The following is a 19,086-nucleotide window of genomic DNA, read 5'->3' as shown; positions in this document are numbered from 1 at the left end:
CTTTCCACTGCCGATCTCGCTTAACGCTGGCGTGCCAAATGCCATGCCAATTTCAAACGCCAAATGATGCCAATTTTCTTGGCTGTACACGTATTACTTCACTCAAACAAAAAATAAGGAAAAGATTTTGAACAAACTCATCGTATTCACTGGTGGTCCCGGTGCAGGAAAAACCTCGGTTATCGAACAACTAAAAATACAAGGCTTTATCTGCGCGCCAGAAACTGGTCGTCACGTGATACAAACGCAGGTTGCGAATCACGGTTCAGCATTACCTTGGAATGACAAACAAGCCTTTAGAGACGAAATGACAAAAGAAGAAGTGGGCAATTACCGAGCTTTCAATGTGCACCAGGCGGAGGTGTTTTTTGATCGCAGTATTGTGGATGTATATGGCTACAGCAAGTTGGAACAACTGCCAATCTCGGATGAGCTCATCACGCATTGCCAAACGCTTCGTTATCATTCTCAAGTATTCATTTTTCCACCGTGGGCATCGATATTCAGTAACGATGAAGAGCGAAAACAAGATTTTTCTGAAGCGGTCGCCACGTATCAACAGATGGTCGATGCATACCACAAGTTCGGTTATCAATTGATCGAAGTGCCCCAAATGTCAGTCGAAGACAGAGTGGCGTTTATTCTCGACTCAGTCATCGAATAAGGCAGACAGATGAATAATGCAAACAAATGCGTAAGGCGATTGTGACCACGACGACAATATGTGTAAAGGGAGTTATTTATACTGGATAAAATTCAATAACTTAATTGAGTATTATGTCTTTTAAATATCTTACCTTATTGCTCGCAACGACGAGCATGAACAGCTTTGCTGATGTGGACCTGCCTTCGGGGGATGATTGGTTAAACCATGTGACAAATGGCCTAGCGCCATATTGGATGATGGAAAGTGCGCATGGGCAACCTGCGGGGAATTTTCCGACATTTCGTTGTGATAACGGTGTCATTCTCGACCCACAAAAGCCGTGTGAAGAATTAAACAAAGGGTGGATTAGCCCGCACTTCGATCGCGAATACACACGCATGAAATCGCGTCAAACTTACGCTTATGGCGTGCTTTTTCATCTTACGGGTGACAAACAAGCATTAGAGCTAGCCAAGAAAGGGGTTTATTACCTGATTGATCATCTACAAGATGAGAAAAACGGTGGCTTCGTGAGCTTTACGCGTAGTGGAAAACCGGGGATGGAGTGGCAACAGCGAACTTCTCAAGACCAAGCTTACGCCTTGGTGGGCTTGGCGATGTACTACTACTTGACGCAAGATCCAAAGGTTGAACAAGCACTTATCGACCAGCAAGCGTTTATATTTAAACAATACCGACGAAGCGATGATCGCGGTTTGGCGTGGGTTTTGAAAGATGGTGATGGGGAAAGTGAGAAGCAGCAAGAGTTAGTCGCTCAACTTGACCAGATCAATGGCTATCTGTTGTTAACGGCACCACTCTTACCAGAGCCAGCGCAAGCCAAGTGGAAACAAGATCTGGAGTGGCTGACGCAAGTGATGCTGGATAACTACCACTCCGACAAAGAGCAGCGCTTTTATGGCGCGATACACCACAAAGCGGTAATGATGCCAGATGCGAAACACAATGATTTTGGACACACCATCAAAGCGTATTGGATGACGTATCTCACTGGTCAGTTGTTGGAGAATTCCAATTGGACAGAGTTTGGTTTCAAAGGAATGAAACACACGCTTAAACAAGCGCAATACCAGCAAAACTTTGAGCAAGTCAAAGCGCTCTTCTCTCCAGAATGGCAGGGTAAATGGACGCAAGAGAGCATTCTTGCTTGGCAATCAAGACCGCACAAGCATTACAGCTCGTCTTGGGAATGGGCAGAACTCGATCAAGCGGCGATGACGGTTTCTCTTGTCGATGGTTCGATGAAAGAAACGCTTCAATACACGTTACCCACCTTTATGGACGTGTGGGTGGATCATCAGTACGGAGGTGTTGGTCTGAATCCTAAATCAACCAAAGCGTTCCATTGGGGAAATGGTTACCACCAGTTTGAACATGCGTTGGTCGGGTATTTGTACGCGCAACAAATGGCAAAACAGCCTGCCAAGCTTTACTACGCGCGACCAGCCGAGAGTAAAATGCCACTTAATCCATATTACTTTAACGCGGATATAAAAGCGCTTTCGTCGCAAAGTGATGGAGTCACTACCGCAACCTTCACCAATATTCGACCATAACTTGGTCGATGGTGGTGTGGTGGTTAAAGTCTGCGTGCAAACTAACAAAACCCAATGGTAAACTGCGGGTCTGTTTTAAATAGTATTTAAAGGTAATTTGATGAACCCGATTCTTGCGATGTTGAAAGAAAACAATATTAGCGACGAGCAAATCAACGAGCTATTTCAGGCGTTAACTCAAAACCCTCTGGCTGCAATGGCAACTATCAGCCAACTAGGTCTGCCACAAGATCAGCTTCAAGCGTTAATGGCGCAGGTAATGCAAAACCCTGTACTGATTAAAGAAGCAGTGGAAGAGCTGGGCCTAGACTTCTCCAAAGTAGTAGAAGCCAAAGCGAAGCTACAGCAGTAATCGAGTTTTCGATAAAAACAAAAGCCGCCAGAGCCAAATGGTTCTGGCGGCTTTTTTACATCAGATGAAAGGTACGCGACTCCAACGGGAAAGCGAATAGGTTGAGCTTAACTTGGTGCTTGCATAAAAAAATTAAGTGCGATTCTAGTCACGTCGCATGAACTCACGGGTGCTATTGGAAATAAATGAATTGTTTCTAATACATAGAACGTATTAACATGGTTGCACTAGGCCCATATGAGTAAATTCATTGAATATACAATTTGAGAGAGGGTTTAGTTTTAAAAAATAATAGTTAGTTGGAATCTAGGTTAAATGAAAATAAATATATTTAAAAAGCTACAAGTTGTATTTCTTGTGGTGTCAGCATCTTTAATGGTGGGGTGTTCGTCTATAGATGCGCATGCTGGTGGCGGATATGGAAGGCCGTTTTCAGGCACCGCGTTATCAGTCGCACGACAACCTTGCTATTTAAGAGCTGATATTACTTCCATCGCGTTATACCCACTTTCATTGATTGACATTCCTTTGTCGTTAGCAACGGACGTTGTGTTTCTTCCTGTTGATTTAATCATGGTAGCTACACCCACAACGAGTTATGGCGGTGTTGTTTCTCTAGGTTGTCCAAGCGGCAGCATGATCTAACACGCTTATTTTATTCAAATAAATGGAAGGAAATGAAAGTGGAATCGAAAAATAATTACTCAATAAAAAACAACGCTCCCTCGGTGCTCTTTGTAACGTCGCTTTTGTGTTTGGCATCAGTTTGTTTGGCCATACTGCTATTTATTATTGAGTACATTTCTGGCATGGAAATGAACGGTGTCGGCTTTCTTGGGACGTTAATACCAGCGATGAGTGTAGGATATTATTTTGGCTATAAAACAGGGAATATAATGCCTTCGAGAACGAGGTGGTATTCAGTGCTGCTTTGGAATTTATCGAGCTTAGTGGTGTTTTCTCTCATCTTAATGTTTTTGGGCATCTCTATATTTGAATTGATAGCGGAACTAGGTTGGTTCAGTATTATTATCGTTGTATTAACCTTAATAACCGTTTGTCTCGCGTACTTTATTTTTAAGAGTGGTGAAAAAATGGCGATTAAGGTTTTGCTAAAAGCGCAAAAGGGTGCGTAACTCACATATAACGGACGCTTAAAGATTGATATGTAAAAAAGACGCCAGCCATATCGTGCTGGCGTTATAGTTTTCTTCTCCTTTGTGCCTCTTTGGTCTCTAGCAAAATCGAATGTTTTAGACGAAACGCTCTTTCCACGAAAACTCAACATGTTTATGTCTGCCCAAACGTGTGTATAATTCGCCGGAAATTACGATTTACAGATAACGAAAGGTAAGTATGGCAGTCCTCGAAATTCTCTCCATTCCAGACCCAAGGCTTAAAGTAAAAGCAGAAAAAGTTACTGACGTATCGACAATACAAACGTTGATCGACGATATGCTAGAAACACTTTACGCAACGGGCAATGGCATCGGTTTAGCTTCAACCCAAGTGGGCAGAAAAGAGGCGGTTGTTGTCATCGATATCTCTGACGAACGCAATGATCCTTTAATCTTAGTCAACCCAGAAGTGGTGAGCGGAGAAAACAAAGCGCTTGGTCAAGAAGGGTGCCTATCTGTTCCCGAATACTACGCCGATGTAGAGCGTTACACATCAGTTGTTGTGTCTGCATTGGACCGTGATGGCAACCCGATTACAATCGAGAGCGATGAGTTCTTGGCGATTGTGATGCAGCATGAAATCGATCACCTATCTGGTAACTTGTTCATTGATTACCTTTCACCGCTAAAGCAAAAAATGGCGATGAAAAAAGTGAAGAAGTACGTAAAAGCGCAAGCTAAGTAAGATGGAGGAAGTAACTCACAACCGCGAGTTGCTTCCTTTTAAATCAAGAATAAGTAGAGTGGTTTATCTCGGTTTTTTGGGGACATAACGCTTTACGACCTTCATAAGCCTCTGAAATGAAGAGCAGTCCATATGTGACTCATGAGGGCAGGAGGCAACATGGTTTAGGCTGTCTCGCACCGCTTTCAAACGTGTTATTTGTTCATCAATCTCAAGCGCCTTTTTCGCCAGTAAGTCACGATCAATGTATGGTTTTGAACCTTCTGAGTGATTCAACATTTCCGCCATTTCGTTAAGTGATATTCCAGCGATACGCCCTAAACTAATTAAGTTGAGTTTATTGAGTACATCTGGCGAATATTGACGTCTCAATCCATTCCTTCCTATTGAACGAATTAACCCCAATTGTTCGTAGTATCTGAGCGTTGAGGTCGGCAATCCTGATTTTATAACCACTTCTGCAATATCCATACTATTCCTCATTGACTTCAAGTTGGCTTTAAGTTGTAGCATGCAACTAAGACCTTAACAAATCAAAAACTTGAGGAGCGAAAAATGCTGTTTTTAATAGGATTACAAGCGGCGCTAATAGGGATTGGTGCGACTGTGATAATGGATTTATGGGCTTGGCTACAAAGGAGAGTGTTTGGTATTCCCTCATTAAATTATGCATTGGTTGCGCGCTGGGTTTTGTGCATGCCAAAAGGGAAGCTTGTGCATGCGCCAATTATGTCAACAGACCCGATGCCGGGAGAAAAAGCACTCGGTTGGTTTTTGCATTATGCCATTGGCGTTGTTTTCGCTTTGGCTCACATTGCTGTTTTTGGTCATCATTGGTTGGTAGAGCCTAGCCTAACACCTGGCTTAATTACAGGTGCGGTAACGTTGGTGTTCCCATTTTTGGTCATTCAACCTTGTTTAGGATTTGGTTTTGCTGCCAGTAAAACCCCAACACCTTGGAAAGCTCGTTTTCTTAGCACATTGGCGCATTTGGCTTATGGATTGGGCTTATTCATTACCGCATTCGCTATCAGAGGTGTGAGTCAGTATTTTATGTAGTGAGCATGAGCATCATAAAAACGTGCTGTTTTCGGTTTGGATTTATGATGCTCAACTCTTGGTTGTTTTTTGGCGCTCTGTTCATAGTGAGCAGATATCTTTTAAATCTGTCGTATCAATCCAAGACGTAAAGTCGGCCAACATTTAACATTACCTTAACTCCGTTATGGCAAGTGATTTACCGATAAAAATTAGAATTGTCTGGTTTGACATCAAGATTATTGAGGATTTCAGATGGCTTCAAAAGCGACAGGGATATCGATACTGAGTTTATTAGTAGCTCCGGTGGCGATGGGAGAGACCGCAAGCGCATACGATTTATGTTTGCTAGAAACAATCAAAAAAAGCAATGGCGAAGAAACGATCGAGAGCATTCGCAAGCAGTGTGAGTTAGATACCGTCACGAGCACTGCGTCTGTCGAGTCAACAACGAAAGAAGCAGAAGAACCGCAGGAAAGCTTGATCGATAAACGTTTGGAATCAGAAAAGCAAACCGCGTTCGAGCCTTTTAGCTTGGTTGCACATCGAATTAACTACATTCTGCCGTTTACTTATAGTGATCGCGTAAATAAACGTGCGTATGCCGACACCAAATACGGCGATGAACTGCGTAAGGAAGAGGCAGAGTTTCAAATCAGCTTTAAAGTACCAATGAACTACGACGATTTGTTGTTTGACGGCGATGGCCTGTTTTTTGGTATGACGCTCAAATCGTTCTGGCAGGTATACACGGGGGATGCGTCGCGTCCGTTTCGCGAAACCAATTATCGTCCTGAGCTGTTTTACTTCACTCCTACAAGTTGGCAGCCGCTTGGTGGCTCAACTTGGCTGGGTTTCGGTATTGAGCATGAATCAAATGGCCAAAGACAAGAGCTATCGCGCAGTTGGAACCGCGTTTATACCAACTTAACCTTTGCGAAAGACAATTTTGTCGCCTCTATCCAGCCTTGGTGGCGCATACCTGAGGACGAAAAAACCTTTCCGAATGATCCTAAAGGCGATGATAACCCAGATATCGAAGATTACATGGGGCATTTTGAGCTAACAAGCGCCTATAAATGGGACGATTACGAGTTGACGTTCTTGGGGCGCGAGAATTTTAAAACGCATAAAGGCTATGCTGAGATCGGTTTGTTGTTTCCAATTTGGGGAAAAGTTAGGGGATATGCTCAATACTCGACTGGATACGGCAAAAGCCTAATTGACTACGACCATAATCAGCAGCGCATTGGTGTTGGTATCGCGATCAACGGTGTTCTGTAGTTTTTCGATAGCCCAATAGAATAAACGCTGGCAATTGAGATTTCAGTATTTAGAATGCGTGGCTGAAATTGATTTCCAACCTAGAGTGATTTTTATGCTTCGTGATTACACCTTCGATTGTCTTGTAACCATGCCTCGCCATGAACTGGAAGAGTTTAGTGCTCGCATGATCAGTAAAATGGTGCCAGAAGACGTGATGAATGAGCTGTTTACTTTTGATCAAGAAGAAGTGGATAGCGAAGACCGTATGTTGTCTGCACGTCTTGATGCAATGCTACGCATGACAGCAATCGCACTGAGTGAAATTCAACAAGCGTTTGATGACTCAGACAATGCAAAGCAAAATAGCGAGCGAATGACGCGACTGGTGCTTTGGCATTTCTATGCGATTTCATTCCATTTGGAAGAGGCAATCACGCTAGAAACACACTGTGAACTAGTGGAAAAACTACTCGAAAATACCCCTTCGGATGTTTTTGCTTGGGTGAAAACTCTGACAGAGCTTCTGCACACTTACGCTGAAATCAACGCGAAAGAAAACCCTCAAGACTTAGGTGTTTAGTCGTTAATCGTTCAGTAAACAAGGCGAGCTATCTGGTTCGCCTTATTTTATTTTACGTCTGTAAAATCCGCCGTTTTGGACTTCTGACGTACACCTCGATCCTCGCTTCAGGTTTGCTTCTCACTAGCGAATAGGGCGATTCCTTCTTACACTAAAATCAAAGCATTTGTTTTCGAACACTTTAATGCATCATTAAGCCGTGATTTCCAATCCATTTAAATACGGATAATTTATGTCGGAGAACGTTCTGGTTTTTAAATTTGAACCGATTTTGAAGCGCACATGCCTTCTCTCTCGCCTACGTTATCGTGGTGGGCGTAAATAATGGAACCGTTAACGCAAGGTTTACTAGGCGCTGCTTTGCCACAGTCTGCAAGTAACAAGAGGCATATTGTGGCTGCTGGCGTGTTAGGCGTGGCCTCTGGGATGGCTCCGGATTTGGACGTACTTATCCGTTCATCAAGTGACCCATTACTGTTTTTGGAATATCACCGACACTTTACCCATTCATTATTGTTTATCCCTTTTGGCAGTTTTCTCTGTGCTTTAGTGTTGTATCCGTTGTTTGCAAAAAGACGAGAGCTAAACTTTCAACAGAGTTGGTTTTATTGTGCTCTTGGTTATAGCACCCATGCGCTGTTAGATGCTTGCACCAGCTATGGGACTCAGCTTTTTTGGCCGATAAGCAACACACGCTATGCCTGGAACACGATCTCGGTTATCGACCCCGCTTTCTCTCTTCCTATTTTGATCCTGCTTTTGTTTGCCGCACTGAATCGAAATCGAAATTACGCGCGTGTCGCATTTCTATGGTCTCTGGCTTATCTGACTCTTGGGGTTATTCAACGAGATAGAGCAGAAGCGGCCGGATGGAAAATTGCCCAAGAGCGACAGCACAGCGCTGTGCAGCTAAAAGCAAAACCAACCTTCGGCAATCTTTTGGTCTGGAAAGTGATTTATGAAACGGAAGATAACTACTATGTGGATGCGGTAAGAGTGGGGCGCTCAATAAAAATCTATCCTGGCGAATCCACACCAAAGCTCAATGTGAAAACACAATTTCCATGGCTCGACCCACAATCTCAGCAAGCGAAAGATATTGAACGTTTCCGTTGGTTTTCAAATGGTTTTGTAGTGCAAGACCCGGATGACGAAATGCGAATTGTTGATGTGCGTTACTCCATCGTGCCAAACCAAATTAATGCGCTGTGGGGCATCAATCTATCCCCAAAAGCCAGCGCGGATGAACACGTCGAATACACTGCTCATCGAGGTAGTACAGCGGAAGGCCGCCAAACTTTTCTCAATATGCTTACGGACTTTGATTGAGCTCTTACTTGGGTTACATGGGGAGTGACTCAGTGACTATCAAGCCGATTGAAAGTCCTTCACCAGCGTCGGCTTATTAGCAAAGAAGAACTTGCTAAACAGAGATTTGTACTTCCATCCAAGAGACAACAGTCGTTTTGCTAAGCTTTTGTTTTCAATGATAGCGACTTCAACGCCTTGGTAATGATATGGATGGCTTTTAATGTAGTCGATAAATGCAGTAAGCACACCTTGCCCGCGAACGGAGGGCGAAAAGTTGACTGCAACAATGGAAAAGCGCTGACTGCCTACAGGGCAACGGACAAAGCAGTGTCCAAGCGGATGAGTGATGGTCTCGGAAAACTCAGGAAATGCGCGAGACTCTAGATCTTGAGAGAGCGCGTCGTATTGCTGACATAAATGATAAAAAAGTTGTTTCGCTTCGCTGTTCATATCGGTGCCACTTACTTTTAATTTGGTTTAAAGGCATTGATTTCACAAATATTGTAACCATAGTCAGCAAGACAAAACGCGGTGAACTTTTACAGTGGTGATTTCCTATTTTGAAAACAGATTTGTTACGAATGAAATTGTTCGTCTTCTAAGTGGAGTGGTGAAATAGTGGAGTGAGGTTTTTTAGATGAGCGAAAGGATGTTTGGATTGCACAAAGTTCACGGAAGTGAATGAACAGAAAAAGGCGAACCGTTTGGTTCGCCTTTGCTTGTTTTGGGGTCTTAACTAGGCGTTACTCTAAGTGCTTAAATTGCAACGCCACAAGTCGCTGATACAACTCACAGCTTTGCATTAATGATTGGTGGTTACCAACATCGACTAACTCACCATTGTCCAGCACCGCGATTTTATCCGCATGTTGGATAGTCGAAAGGCGATGAGCAATGATCAGCGTTGTGCGTCCTTTCATTAGTGCTTCAAGTGCTTGCTGAACGTGATGTTCACTTTCACTATCAAGGGCGCTGGTGGCTTCATCCAGCAGTAAGATTTTTGGATCTTTTAGAATCGCGCGAGCAATCGCAATGCGCTGCTTTTGACCGCCTGATAGCCTAACGCCGCGCTCGCCTAGAAAGCTGTGATAGCCTTCGGGAAGCTTCTCAATAAACTCATGGGCATGGGCTTTTTTGGCGGCTTCGATGACTTGTTCATCTGTAGCTTCTGGATTGCCGTAACGAATATTGTGAAACACATCATGGCTAAACAGCGCTGGTTGTTGAGGTACGAGTGCCATTTGGCGTCGAAGCTCGTTTGGGTCGAACTGTCGAATATCTTCGCCACCAAACAACACTTGCCCCTGTTGTGGGTTATAAAAGCGTTGCAGCAGTTCGAATAGCGTTGTTTTACCTGCACCAGAAGGGCCAACCAACGCCAATACTTTGCCTTGTTCAGCGGTTAAATTTAATCCTTTGACAGCAGGTTGATTTGGGCGAGAAGGGTAGTTGAAATTCACCGACTTAAAGCTAACTTCAGCAGACATGTCTGAACGGACAGGCAAATGGTTGCTTGGTGCTTTAATATCGCTTTCTACTTGAAGGATCTCAATCAGTCGCTCGGTAGCGCCTGCGGCTCTTTGCAATTCGCCCATGACTTCGGAAATGGTTGCAGTCGATGAGGCAACCATAATGGCGTAAAACACAAACGCTGCTAGGTCACCCGCAGACATCTTTCCGTGAATCACATCGCTGCCGCCAACCCAAAGCATGCCCGCAATTGCGCTGAATACAATCACAATAACGCCAGAGATCAGGATCGCGCGTTGTTTTACTCTCTGTCTGCCCACTTCATAAGCCTTTTCCACTTCGACGGCGAAAGCCGCTCGCTCATGCGACTCTGAGCTAAAACTTTGCACGGTTTTAATATGTTCTATTGCTTCCCCAGCGTAGCTGCCGACATCGGCCATTGAGTCCTGACTTTGGCGAGAGAGCGCACGCACGCGTCGTCCATAAAACAAAATCGGAACCAGAACCAAAGGCACAGAAGCCAGCACAATCAGTGTGAGCTTAACGTTGGTGGCAAACAACATTATGATGGCCCCAAAGCACATCAAAGCGCTACGCATCGCCATCGAGAACGATGAACCAATAATGCTTTGCAGCAACGTGGTATCGGTAGTCAGGCGCGACATAATATCGCCGCTACTGTTGGTCTCAAAATAGCTCGGATGCAGCGTAATCACATGGTTAAACACCGCAAGGCGAATATCCGCACTGACGCGCTCACCCACCGAAGATACAAGGTAGAAGCGAAAGAATGTCCCAATGGCAATACACAGTGTGACACCAACAATAAACTGAATCGCATTGGTAAGCTCTTGCAATGATTGCTGTGCAAACCCTTGGTCGATAAGAATACGTACTCCATAACCAACGGATAACGTTAAACTTGCTGTTGCGACAAGTGCAACCAAAGCCGCTGCAACCCGCCATTTATAGGGTGCAATAAAGGTGTTGAGTTTAAGAAGAATGCTGAGATTTTTGTTATTTTTTCTGCTCATGAGTGACTCACAAAGCGTTTTAGGTAATTGGCATAGTAAGCGAGTTTGGTGGGGGAGACCAGCGGCGTTCTCGTTCGAGTAAAAGACGACTTTTTACTGAGGCTAGGGTAGGCTATTTGACTCCAAGGAATCAAAGAATTGTCAGGGGAGGTTACTCCAATTAGCTAACTCATGGTACACCCATTTTTCATTCGAATTTCTAGTGATAAAAAATAATGCTTTAGAATTAGTCTTTTTTGTTTTAAGTATTTGGTTTATAATAATTTTTTTCTTGGATTCTAACCTTTCAATAAGCAGGAGGCTGGCTTAATGCCACAAGTAATAAACTGGTACGATATTGCTGAAAAATTATTGTCTTCACAACCGGGTGAAGGATGTAGACCTTTCTTGGATGCCTACGATAAGCTCAAGCTCGGTGATGTTTGTGGTGCAGTATCGGCACTAGAAGAATTAAATGAACTGCAATACTACTTGAGCACCATAATGCTTGAAATTCAGTTGGTTGAATTGGAAGGAGATGTCACTCAGTTACCGTTATTCACACAGGGTTTACGTGAAAATGTACCTGTTGAGTCGCTGAAAACCTCGGAGATCTATCATGAGTTGAACCGAACTTGGACAGAAAAAGTTGGTGTCTTATTACCTTATGATGATGTCATGTATCGTAACCAATACTCCCGTAGTGATGGCGCATTGGAGGGCGTGATTCGCGCTCTCTGTGCCCAAGGCAAGCACGAAAAAGCGATACCTTATGCAAAGGCATCTAATACCTACAATCGCGAGTACGTAGCAGAGTCATGGGCTGAGATTATCCGAGGATTAGCCGATGGGAAGCTAAAAGATCAAGCAATTTGTAGCTTGAGTTCTCTTGGTGCACTTAGACCAATGATTCAAGACGGGGGGGATGAGGCGGCTGCCTATGGCACAGCTATTGAAACATTCGCAACCATCAACTTAGACAGCAATCACCTTGAAGTGCAGCGTTGTTATAAAGGATTGTTACGTCTTGCTCGTCATTATGCGCCAAGAGATTGTCGCTCTGGCGGTACATTTCGTGCAGTTGTCGCAGCGGCGAGGCTTGCAGGAAAACAAAATTGTGAGCGATGGTATGAAATTGCTGAGTCGCTAAGTAAGTATATCTGGAGTGCCGATCTCAATCAGAGAGCTAGCATCGCTTTAGAATTGGCATCCTATCAGATGGAAAAATGCTCAATTGAGGCTTTAAAGGAACATGTTGAACTGATTGGGTATGATTGGTCGGCTATTGATGACCCTGTATTTATCCTCAACCAATATGTAGACAGCAAAAGTCAGCACAAGCCAGATGCCGACACTGAACTGGCCAATGCAGTAAAAGCTGGCAAAGATGTTTCCGCGCTAGTTGAACAAAGGATGATTGATGAAGACAAAAAAAATCCATTCGGCGCAAAAGAAGAAAATCGGTTAAAACTAGGGTGTAAGCTTTGCCTACCCGATGATGAACTAGAAAGGCTATACTCGGAAATTGCTCCTCGCTGGCAGAAATCGGCTCTAATAAATGGTGTTGCGTGGGGTTTTGAAGGGCAACCAGAACGTATATTACCCTATCTAATTAAGGCGTATCCAGAAGGAGATGAATTTGGTAACTACACAAAGCGTCTTCTTCCCTATTTAACTACGGAGTTGTTAGATAAGGCAGAAAAATTCTATGTAGAGAGTGAACAAAATAAACCTCTAACGTTACTGGCTGCTTATTGGTTTACAAAGGGAGATTTGTTAAAAGCGACAAGAGTTATTGGTAAACTTGGTCAGGCGACGTCAGTTGAAGAGTGGACGCCGTATTATCGTAGAGGGTTCCGTGCAGATAAACCGTTCATCACTATTGGTGAAAGCGAAAATAGTAAGAATGAACGGCCTTATTCGGGAGAGGTTGCAGATATTCCTTCGGTCATTAAAACATGTAAAACTGCAACTGCTCTATTAGACGCTGTCAAGAAGCACTGGCAGGATGAAGCGTTTGTTCATGCAGCATTAAAAGCAGCTCAGTTGAAGAAATATCAAAAAAACTATGACGATCGCAGTGCTATCATTCAGCTGTTTATTGTCGCAGGTAGAGTGGATCAGGCTGTCGCATTGATACCTTCAGTGAACAAAGGGAAAAGTAAGCCAGGCGATGGTGATTATGCAGTGGAACCACTAAAGGTTGTTCTTGACTATTTAAATGACTGCCCTGAACAAATAACACCTGAATTATTGACTTCATTATTGAATGAGGTTGCTAAAGTATTCCCTCAATGGGTGTGGAAGCTATTTTTCCAGTTAAGTCGATTAAGTTGTCGGCTTTCTATGCCATCTCGTGCTGAGCTGATGACTGAAATATTGGCAGTGAAACAGAAGGGATATCGACGACGTTTTGATCATGTGACTTTCTACTTGGGAGTATTAAAAGGCACGTTAGAAGTAGAAGGGTATAACGAACGTAATAAGTCGGAAATAGAATCCTGGTTTATGACTTTGAGTGAGCTAGTTCGTGGAGACTCTATGTATGTCGATTCAATCTGGATTATCAGTCAGTATGCCAACCTGAAAACTCATTTGCCTGAAGATATTTGGCAGCAATGGAGTGCAGATGTGTTAAATGTCTTGTACAGCCGTCAAGGGTTCAGGGGAAAACTCCATCCATCGCAACTATTTGAAGGTGCTTACCGTCATTTATGGTCTGTGAATGATGACAGTATCATGGGGTTGTTTTTACAATCAGGACAATTACCTCAACATCTTCATGCGGAGATTTGTAGAAGTATCTGGAAAGACATTCACCTTGCACCCAATCCGTTTGCAGTATTAACAATGACGCAACCTGAGCAAGCATCGACTGATGTCATGAAGCGTGAATTCGTTGAAGCATTGAGTCGGGTACTTATTCAGGAAAATCATCCGGATGCGCATCGTCTTAAAAACTTAATGGCATGAAGCGAAGAAATTGCGCAAGGGTGAATCTTTGCGATCTGACTTAAATTTTGTGTCAAGCTAATAACGAGAATGAATGGTTTGATAAGTTTCTAATCATGGGGGCAAGTTTTGCGTTTTGCTAAATGCAAGACTTACCCTAAGTCAAAGAAGAGCGGATAAGGTTACTTGTGTTAATTTGGTACTAATTCAGACCTGATCTGACAGTTACCCACTTGTTTCGTTATTCGCTTGGCGTTTTAAGTGCTCGATAAACGCCGGGATCTTCTTGGCTAAGTGTTTTCTGGAAGCGTAAAAGGCATACAACACCAAATCTTTTGGTTCATATTCCAGTTCGATCACTTCCAGATCTCCTGATTCGATTTCTTCATGGCAAAACTCAATAGGTAGAATCGCAAAGCCGAATCCTGCTAACGCGCCGGCTTTAGCAAGTTGCCCACTGTTGACCTTAAATGCAGATTTTACTCGTTGAGTTATCTGTTCTCCTTCTGAGTTTTTGAAAACCCAAGGTGTACCTTTCAATGCAGTGAAGCTGCTAATACAAGGAACGTGCTTCAAATCGGTAATTTTGAAAGGCCTCTGACGTGTGTGCAGTAGCTTAGGTGACGCGACCACAACACTGGGCCAACGCTTGATCTCTTTTGCAATCCAATTGCTGTCTTCAAGCTTGCCGCGGTGAAAACTTACGATAACGTCAAACCCATCGAGCAAGTCCTCTTTAGGGCTGAGGTTCGTCTCGCAATTCAATGAAATAGCAGGGTACTGAGCACAAAAAGAGACGACGGCTTTAGCTAGTTCTGGTGAATCTGGCATGACAACGTTGAGCTGCCCCATGACTTCACGAGAGTGTCGCGTCACTTCTTCAAGCGCATCATTCAGCTTGTCTAACAAAGGCTGCGTACGTAAATAAAGCTGTTCTCCAGCGTCTGTTGCACAGATTCGTCGAGTCGTTCTGTCGAATAAACGCACATCAAGCTGTTCTTCAAGTAACGCAATGTGGCGACTGACATTTGATGTCGGCAGAGATAAAAACTCGGCGGCTCTTTTGAAGCTATTGTTCTCGTAGACACAATGGAAGCTTTTTAGCCATTGCTGATCAATTTTCTCAAGCATCTCCATTAATCCCATTTTGTTGAACTATAAAGCCAATAAGTTGCACTTTATTACTTAAAACAGGTTTATACAATGCAAGTTACTGTTGTTTGGGCATAAAGGTTTTCCAATGAGTTGGCTAGAAAAACTATTAGATAAAAAGAACATCATCAATACGCGTAAAGCGTCGATTCCGGAAGGCGTATGGACTAAGTGTCCGTCTTGTGACCAAGTGCTGTATCGCATCGCGCTCAAGGAAAACTTGGAAGTTTGTCCCAAGTGTCAACACCATTTGCGAATGTCTGCGCGACATCGTTTAGACAGCTTCTTGGACAAAGGTGAGCGTATAGAGCTTGCTAGCGAATATGAGCCGAAAGATCTGCTCAATTTTAAGGACAAGAAACGCTACAAAGAGCGTCTTGCTCTCTCTCAAAAAAGTACTGGCGAGAAAGATGCGTTGGTCGTGATGAAAGGCGAACTGTTGGGATTACCCATCGTGGCTTGCGCGTTCGAGTTCTCTTTCATGGCCGGCTCGATGGGATCCGTCGTGGGCGCTCGTTTTGTTGATGCCGTGGATGCGGCGATAGAGGCAAATTGCGGGTTAGTTTGCTTTTCTGCGTGCGGTGGCGCACGTATGCAAGAGTCGCTGATGGCTTTAATGCAAATGGCCAAAACCAGCGCTGCGTTAGAGCGTTTATCCAATGCACGTTTGCCTTATATCTCGGTATTGACCGATCAAACCTTTGGCGGCGTCTCGGCAAGCTTGGCAATGCTGGGGGACATCAATATTGGTGAGCCTGAGGCAAGAATCGGGTTTGCAGGGCGTCGTGTGATTGAACAAACCGTGCGAGAAAAGCTACCGGATGGCTTTCAACAAAGCGAGTTTCTGCTTGAGCATGGCGCTTTAGATATGATTGTGCAAAGGCACGATATGCGCGCGAGAATAGGTGGGTTGATAGCAAAGCTCACCAATACAAGCATCCGACTAGAAGTTAAGTAATTGCGGTTGGCTCATGCTTTATATGTTCTTTAAGATACTCACCGCTATGCAATCGATTGATTTGGTGGCGTAAAAGGCGGCTTTTCGGTTCATTTCAATTAAGTATTGCTTTTCGATATAAGATACTGATTATAAATTGATTTCATAAAACAACTTCGGCATCATTCACTGCTTGATTTTGAGGATGATTATCATCACGGCAAAAAATTAGAACAACTTATAATGCGAGGCTAGGGAACGATGGAACCAATGAAAAATCACTATTTAGATATACCTGAAGAAAGAAAATTGCGTATTTTTCGTGAAGAAGACGAACGTTTCTACAGTTTTTGGGAAAAAATGCTGGATGACAAACAATCTTTTTATCAGCAACCTCTCAAAAGAATGAGTAGCGACGCTTGGCATTCGCTCCACTCATTCTTCACTGCTTCAAAATATGGACAACATCAGGCCTCGCCAGCTTATATAAAAAGAGCGCTTGAGTTACTGAATAACGTGTACTTACTGGCCAATCATTCAGAGCAAGTTGTTGAATTCTCCGTTGGGCACCGACATTTTTCGGAAGTAGGTAACCGTTCTGTTGCAGGGGGAACGATGGATGCTTGGTTGGATGAAATCTGTTTAACGATGGCCGCGAGAGATTGGCGCTGCGTAGAGCTGATGACCATTATGGATGAGTCGTTAGTGCGTTTAAAAGATCCATTCGATGTTGCGCTAGTCGAGTTCGTTAACGGTGTATTTAGCAATTCATCAGCGTTACCTGAGTTATTGCAAACTGTGATGGAGAAATCTTCTCCGCAATACTTAGAATCAACCAGAGTGCCATATGTACATTCTTTGTTTGTTCCATTTGTGAATGTGTTTGTTGCCATTATCGATGGCGATGAGGCGCATTATCAACAAGCACTGAGAGATGCGTTAGAGGCGCATTACCAGTTCTACATGAATGAAGATGTTCGTTATTCGCCAAAAGGGAATGTTTCTTTGAAACTGATTGGTCTTGCTGCATTGGCATACGATAAGTATGGCTGGACAATTCCAGAAACCGCATATTTGCCGAAGTGGCTCGTTTACGGTGAACAGGATCTTTGTTCTAAATAAATCATTGATAGAACACCTTATGTAGTGTCTGCAGCAATGCCGTTCGATGAAAGGTTGGCGCAGCTGCGGGCTCTGTTTGAGCGAACAAAACAAATCTACAAGATCATTGATGAGTTCCCATCTTTGGCGGTAAGACTAACCCAACCGCAAGCAAACATGTTGCACCTTATCCTACCTTTCAGCTGTGAAAAGTTGAAAGAACTCCAACATACTTTTGCTACAGAGAAGGGCATTTGGTTTGGTAATCCGCAAGTCACGGCACATCCACATCAATCCATCGTTGAGTGGTATGTCGGTGACTACCTGCTCAACCTTGGTGACGAAGAATTAAGGTCATTTTTCAACCAGTTACTCGGTGGTAAGGCATAAACTTATCAATATGCGAGCTTACTAACACGCCATACGTGACACTTCATGTATTCTTAATTGAAGCGAAGAAGAGGATTTATCAATGTCAAAAAGCTCCAAGCTTCACAATGAAGACAAACTGGTTAAAAAGGCACTAGAGATTGGTGGGAAGATGGCGAAGCTACAAGGCTTTGATCTCCCACAGTCACCACAGCCTCTAAGAGTAAAAGCGATTTACCTATTCTTGGTCGATGCCAAACAGATCACGCCACTACCGGAAAGCAAGCTAGATGGCGCAAGCATCAAACACCGACTGGCAGTATGGATACACAGTGCGTTGCCAGACAACGACCCTCTAAAGTAAAAGCCTCAAGAAGTTACATAGGTCATTAATTCACAAGGCGAGCCAGATGGTTCGCCTTGTCTGATCTTGGCAAGTGCACCTAGGTCTTCTAATGTTTCGTTATCATTGATTTACAAATCAGCATCAAAAGGGCTAAAGATAAAGCCAGAGAAGCGCTACAATGCTCGCGTTGCAAGAGTGCAACCAAGAATACTCATTTACAGAAGCCTTGAAGTAACCATACATGTCTAAAGATTTCGAATTCACCACAGAATACACACTCGACAAGCCATTTTTTGCTGAGTGTTATGATCAAACTAGCCAGCCAACGAAGTTCCCACAAGCGTATTTGAAAGGATTACTCTTTCTCATTTTTGGTGTGGTCTTATTGGAGTTTGAACTGCTACCTAACGGTTACGTCGGTTGGTTCTTTATCGTATTGAGTGTGATTGAAGCGTGTAGCGTTTACTTCAAAAGAACCTGGTGGCTATGGCGTCAAACCATCAGTTCAAGCCGTGGCAACAAAGTGGTGTTTGAAGTGAATGCAGATGGCGTGCGCTATAAAAGCGGTAAAATCGATCGCAGCCTCGCTTGGAGTGAAATCGACCAACTCGAACAAACAGACCTAGGTTTTATCCTTCATCTTGGTAAACAACGCCAATACATCAAGCAAATCTTGCTTAAACGAAGAAGTCATTGCGTTTATGGTAGAGCAGCACGCCGGATCAAAAGCGAGCTAACAAATCCTTACTGACAAAAGAGGCGAGCCAATGGGTTCGCCTTTTTTGATCTAGGCACAGAGTTTTAAAAAGGTTGTTAGGAAGAAACTGCGACGCTGGCTAACTCGTTTTTGCCCCAAAGTGAGTTGCGACCAAAATCTAAGTGGACGAAACATACTAATTAACTTCCTGCTAACAAAAAGTCCGTCATTGCAAAAAAATTGTTCTGATTTGCTGTATCTCCAAGCTAAATTGAATATTAAAACAGGCCCAGATAGATGGCTCACTTTAAATTTTCTAGTCGTTATTCATGTCTTTGACGTTAAATATTGCGTTATCACTTCCGCCTTTTCTCAAAAGATTACCGTCCTTTAAGTATAAATTATAAGTAATAGAT

18 protein-coding genes and 2 pseudogenes are annotated in these 19,086 nt (G+C 43.5%); 16 read left to right on the top strand and 4 right to left on the bottom strand.

Features of this window, described 5'->3' with window-relative positions:
* Positions 1 to 127 precede the first annotated feature (127 nt).
* From BIW15_RS21825 to def, 6 genes are all read left to right on the top strand, one after another.
* On the top strand, positions 128 to 664 hold the full coding sequence (locus tag BIW15_RS21825) for an AAA family ATPase (RefSeq protein WP_179115327.1): 537 nt from the start codon (positions 128 to 130) through the stop codon (positions 662 to 664).
* A 113-nt stretch (positions 665 to 777) separates the two neighbouring features.
* Positions 778 to 2,223 carry an AGE family epimerase/isomerase gene (locus BIW15_RS21820; protein WP_179115326.1) on the top strand — a complete coding sequence of 482 codons (1,446 nt, stop codon included), beginning with the start codon at positions 778 to 780 and terminating at the stop codon, positions 2,221 to 2,223.
* Between the two features lie 100 nt (positions 2,224 to 2,323).
* Positions 2,324 to 2,575, top strand: a complete 252-nt coding sequence (locus BIW15_RS21815; protein WP_005395194.1) for a DUF2999 family protein — start codon at positions 2,324 to 2,326, stop codon at positions 2,573 to 2,575.
* Between the two features lie 315 nt (positions 2,576 to 2,890).
* Complete coding sequence (locus tag BIW15_RS21810) at positions 2,891 to 3,220, top strand: YceK/YidQ family lipoprotein (RefSeq protein WP_053313711.1); 330 nt, start codon at positions 2,891 to 2,893, stop codon at positions 3,218 to 3,220.
* Between the two features lie 32 nt (positions 3,221 to 3,252).
* Complete coding sequence (locus BIW15_RS21805) at positions 3,253 to 3,711, top strand: ABZJ_00895 family protein (RefSeq protein ID WP_053313710.1); 459 nt, start codon at positions 3,253 to 3,255, stop codon at positions 3,709 to 3,711.
* Between the two features lie 220 nt (positions 3,712 to 3,931).
* The gene (gene def / locus BIW15_RS21800) at positions 3,932 to 4,438 is read left to right on the top strand and encodes a peptide deformylase (RefSeq protein WP_005395192.1); all 507 of its coding nucleotides are present in this window, start codon (positions 3,932 to 3,934) and stop codon (positions 4,436 to 4,438) included.
* Positions 4,439 to 4,501: 63 nt separating this feature from the next.
* Here the strand turns inward: def and BIW15_RS21795 are convergent, their stop codons facing one another.
* Positions 4,502 to 4,909, bottom strand: coding sequence for a helix-turn-helix domain-containing protein (locus BIW15_RS21795; RefSeq protein ID WP_025535241.1), 408 nt, complete (start codon positions 4,907 to 4,909; stop codon positions 4,502 to 4,504).
* A gap of 84 nt (positions 4,910 to 4,993) precedes the next feature.
* On the opposite strand from BIW15_RS21795, the gene BIW15_RS21790 reads away from it, so the two are divergent.
* From BIW15_RS21790 to BIW15_RS21770, 4 genes are all read left to right on the top strand, one after another.
* On the top strand, positions 4,994 to 5,497 hold the full coding sequence (locus BIW15_RS21790; RefSeq protein WP_069501917.1) for a DUF2938 domain-containing protein: 504 nt from the start codon (positions 4,994 to 4,996) through the stop codon (positions 5,495 to 5,497).
* Positions 5,498 to 5,731: 234 nt separating this feature from the next.
* Complete coding sequence (locus BIW15_RS21780; RefSeq protein ID WP_179115325.1) at positions 5,732 to 6,760, top strand: phospholipase A; 1,029 nt, start codon at positions 5,732 to 5,734, stop codon at positions 6,758 to 6,760.
* 94 nt (positions 6,761 to 6,854) lie between these two features.
* Complete coding sequence (locus tag BIW15_RS21775) at positions 6,855 to 7,322, top strand: hypothetical protein (protein ID WP_047707498.1); 468 nt, start codon at positions 6,855 to 6,857, stop codon at positions 7,320 to 7,322.
* 324 nt (positions 7,323 to 7,646) lie between these two features.
* Positions 7,647 to 8,651 carry a metal-dependent hydrolase gene (locus tag BIW15_RS21770; RefSeq protein WP_077281602.1) on the top strand — a complete coding sequence of 335 codons (1,005 nt, stop codon included), beginning with the start codon at positions 7,647 to 7,649 and terminating at the stop codon, positions 8,649 to 8,651.
* A gap of 39 nt (positions 8,652 to 8,690) precedes the next feature.
* Here BIW15_RS21770 and BIW15_RS21765 read toward each other — a convergent pair whose 3' ends face one another.
* Together BIW15_RS21765 and BIW15_RS21760 are read right to left on the bottom strand one after the other, a co-directional pair.
* Complete coding sequence (locus BIW15_RS21765) at positions 8,691 to 9,083, bottom strand: hypothetical protein (RefSeq protein WP_077281601.1); 393 nt, start codon at positions 9,081 to 9,083, stop codon at positions 8,691 to 8,693.
* Positions 9,084 to 9,376: 293 nt separating this feature from the next.
* Positions 9,377 to 11,137 (bottom strand): ABC transporter ATP-binding protein/permease, encoded by a 1,761-nt coding sequence (locus BIW15_RS21760; protein WP_077281600.1) that lies wholly within the window; start codon positions 11,135 to 11,137, stop codon positions 9,377 to 9,379.
* A gap of 309 nt (positions 11,138 to 11,446) precedes the next feature.
* Here BIW15_RS21760 and BIW15_RS21755 point away from each other — a divergent pair, with 309 nt between their 5' ends.
* Positions 11,447 to 14,089 (top strand): hypothetical protein, encoded by a 2,643-nt coding sequence (locus tag BIW15_RS21755; RefSeq protein ID WP_077281599.1) that lies wholly within the window; start codon positions 11,447 to 11,449, stop codon positions 14,087 to 14,089.
* Positions 14,090 to 14,293: 204 nt separating this feature from the next.
* On the opposite strand, the gene BIW15_RS21750 is transcribed toward BIW15_RS21755, so the two are convergent.
* On the bottom strand, positions 14,294 to 15,199 hold the full coding sequence (locus tag BIW15_RS21750) for a LysR family transcriptional regulator (RefSeq protein ID WP_041170573.1): 906 nt from the start codon (positions 15,197 to 15,199) through the stop codon (positions 14,294 to 14,296).
* 109 nt (positions 15,200 to 15,308) lie between these two features.
* Here BIW15_RS21750 and accD point away from each other — a divergent pair, with 109 nt between their 5' ends.
* The 5 genes and pseudogenes from accD to BIW15_RS21725 all read left to right on the top strand — a co-directional run bounded on the left by accD (position 15,309) and on the right by BIW15_RS21725 (position 18,710).
* Positions 15,309 to 16,178 (top strand): acetyl-CoA carboxylase, carboxyltransferase subunit beta, encoded by an 870-nt coding sequence (gene accD, locus BIW15_RS21745; protein WP_053806047.1) that lies wholly within the window; start codon positions 15,309 to 15,311, stop codon positions 16,176 to 16,178.
* A 240-nt stretch (positions 16,179 to 16,418) separates the two neighbouring features.
* The gene (locus BIW15_RS21740; RefSeq protein WP_077281598.1) at positions 16,419 to 17,279 is read left to right on the top strand and encodes an immunity 49 family protein; all 861 of its coding nucleotides are present in this window, start codon (positions 16,419 to 16,421) and stop codon (positions 17,277 to 17,279) included.
* Between the two features lie 9 nt (positions 17,280 to 17,288).
* Positions 17,289 to 17,648 (top strand): annotated as a pseudogene (locus tag BIW15_RS21735) (threonine aldolase); the annotation flags it as partial.
* An 82-nt stretch (positions 17,649 to 17,730) separates the two neighbouring features.
* Entirely contained in the window at positions 17,731 to 17,991 is a 261-nt protein-coding gene (locus BIW15_RS21730; RefSeq protein ID WP_005376453.1) for a DUF5062 family protein, read from the top strand.
* Positions 17,992 to 18,214: 223 nt separating this feature from the next.
* Positions 18,215 to 18,710: pseudogene (locus BIW15_RS21725) on the top strand (YcxB family protein).
* The last annotated feature ends 376 nt before the right edge of the window (positions 18,711 to 19,086 follow it).

The sequence above is a fragment of the Vibrio sp. SALL6 genome, from assembly GCF_002002385.1.
Taxonomy (GTDB): Bacteria; Pseudomonadota; Gammaproteobacteria; order Enterobacterales; family Vibrionaceae; genus Vibrio; species Vibrio parahaemolyticus.
The sequence above is the reverse complement of the archived record's forward strand: the minus strand, read 5'-3'. Positions and strand labels throughout refer to the sequence as shown.

Bases quoted from the DNA above. Each gene is read 5' to 3' on its own strand.
- BIW15_RS21820 (WP_179115326.1), top strand. From the start codon at position 778: ATGTCTTTTAAATATCTTACCTTATTGCTCGCAACGACGAGCATGAAC.
- BIW15_RS21815 (WP_005395194.1), top strand. From the start codon at position 2,324: ATGAACCCGATTCTTGCGATGTTGAAAGAAAACAATATTAGCGACGAG.
- BIW15_RS21810 (WP_053313711.1), top strand. From the start codon at position 2,891: ATGAAAATAAATATATTTAAAAAGCTACAAGTTGTATTTCTTGTGGTG.
- BIW15_RS21805 (WP_053313710.1), top strand. From the start codon at position 3,253: ATGAAAGTGGAATCGAAAAATAATTACTCAATAAAAAACAACGCTCCC.
- def (WP_005395192.1), top strand. From the start codon at position 3,932: ATGGCAGTCCTCGAAATTCTCTCCATTCCAGACCCAAGGCTTAAAGTA.
- BIW15_RS21795 (WP_025535241.1), bottom strand. From the start codon at position 4,909: ATGGATATTGCAGAAGTGGTTATAAAATCAGGATTGCCGACCTCAACG.
- BIW15_RS21790 (WP_069501917.1), top strand. From the start codon at position 4,994: ATGCTGTTTTTAATAGGATTACAAGCGGCGCTAATAGGGATTGGTGCG.
- BIW15_RS21780 (WP_179115325.1), top strand. From the start codon at position 5,732: ATGGCTTCAAAAGCGACAGGGATATCGATACTGAGTTTATTAGTAGCT.
- BIW15_RS21775 (WP_047707498.1), top strand. From the start codon at position 6,855: ATGCTTCGTGATTACACCTTCGATTGTCTTGTAACCATGCCTCGCCAT.
- BIW15_RS21770 (WP_077281602.1), top strand. From the start codon at position 7,647: ATGGAACCGTTAACGCAAGGTTTACTAGGCGCTGCTTTGCCACAGTCT.
- BIW15_RS21765 (WP_077281601.1), bottom strand. From the start codon at position 9,083: ATGAACAGCGAAGCGAAACAACTTTTTTATCATTTATGTCAGCAATAC.
- BIW15_RS21760 (WP_077281600.1), bottom strand. From the start codon at position 11,137: ATGAGCAGAAAAAATAACAAAAATCTCAGCATTCTTCTTAAACTCAAC.
- BIW15_RS21755 (WP_077281599.1), top strand. From the start codon at position 11,447: ATGCCACAAGTAATAAACTGGTACGATATTGCTGAAAAATTATTGTCT.
- BIW15_RS21750 (WP_041170573.1), bottom strand. From the start codon at position 15,199: ATGCTTGAGAAAATTGATCAGCAATGGCTAAAAAGCTTCCATTGTGTC.
- accD (WP_053806047.1), top strand. From the start codon at position 15,309: ATGAGTTGGCTAGAAAAACTATTAGATAAAAAGAACATCATCAATACG.
- BIW15_RS21740 (WP_077281598.1), top strand. From the start codon at position 16,419: ATGGAACCAATGAAAAATCACTATTTAGATATACCTGAAGAAAGAAAA.
- BIW15_RS21730 (WP_005376453.1), top strand. From the start codon at position 17,731: ATGTCAAAAAGCTCCAAGCTTCACAATGAAGACAAACTGGTTAAAAAG.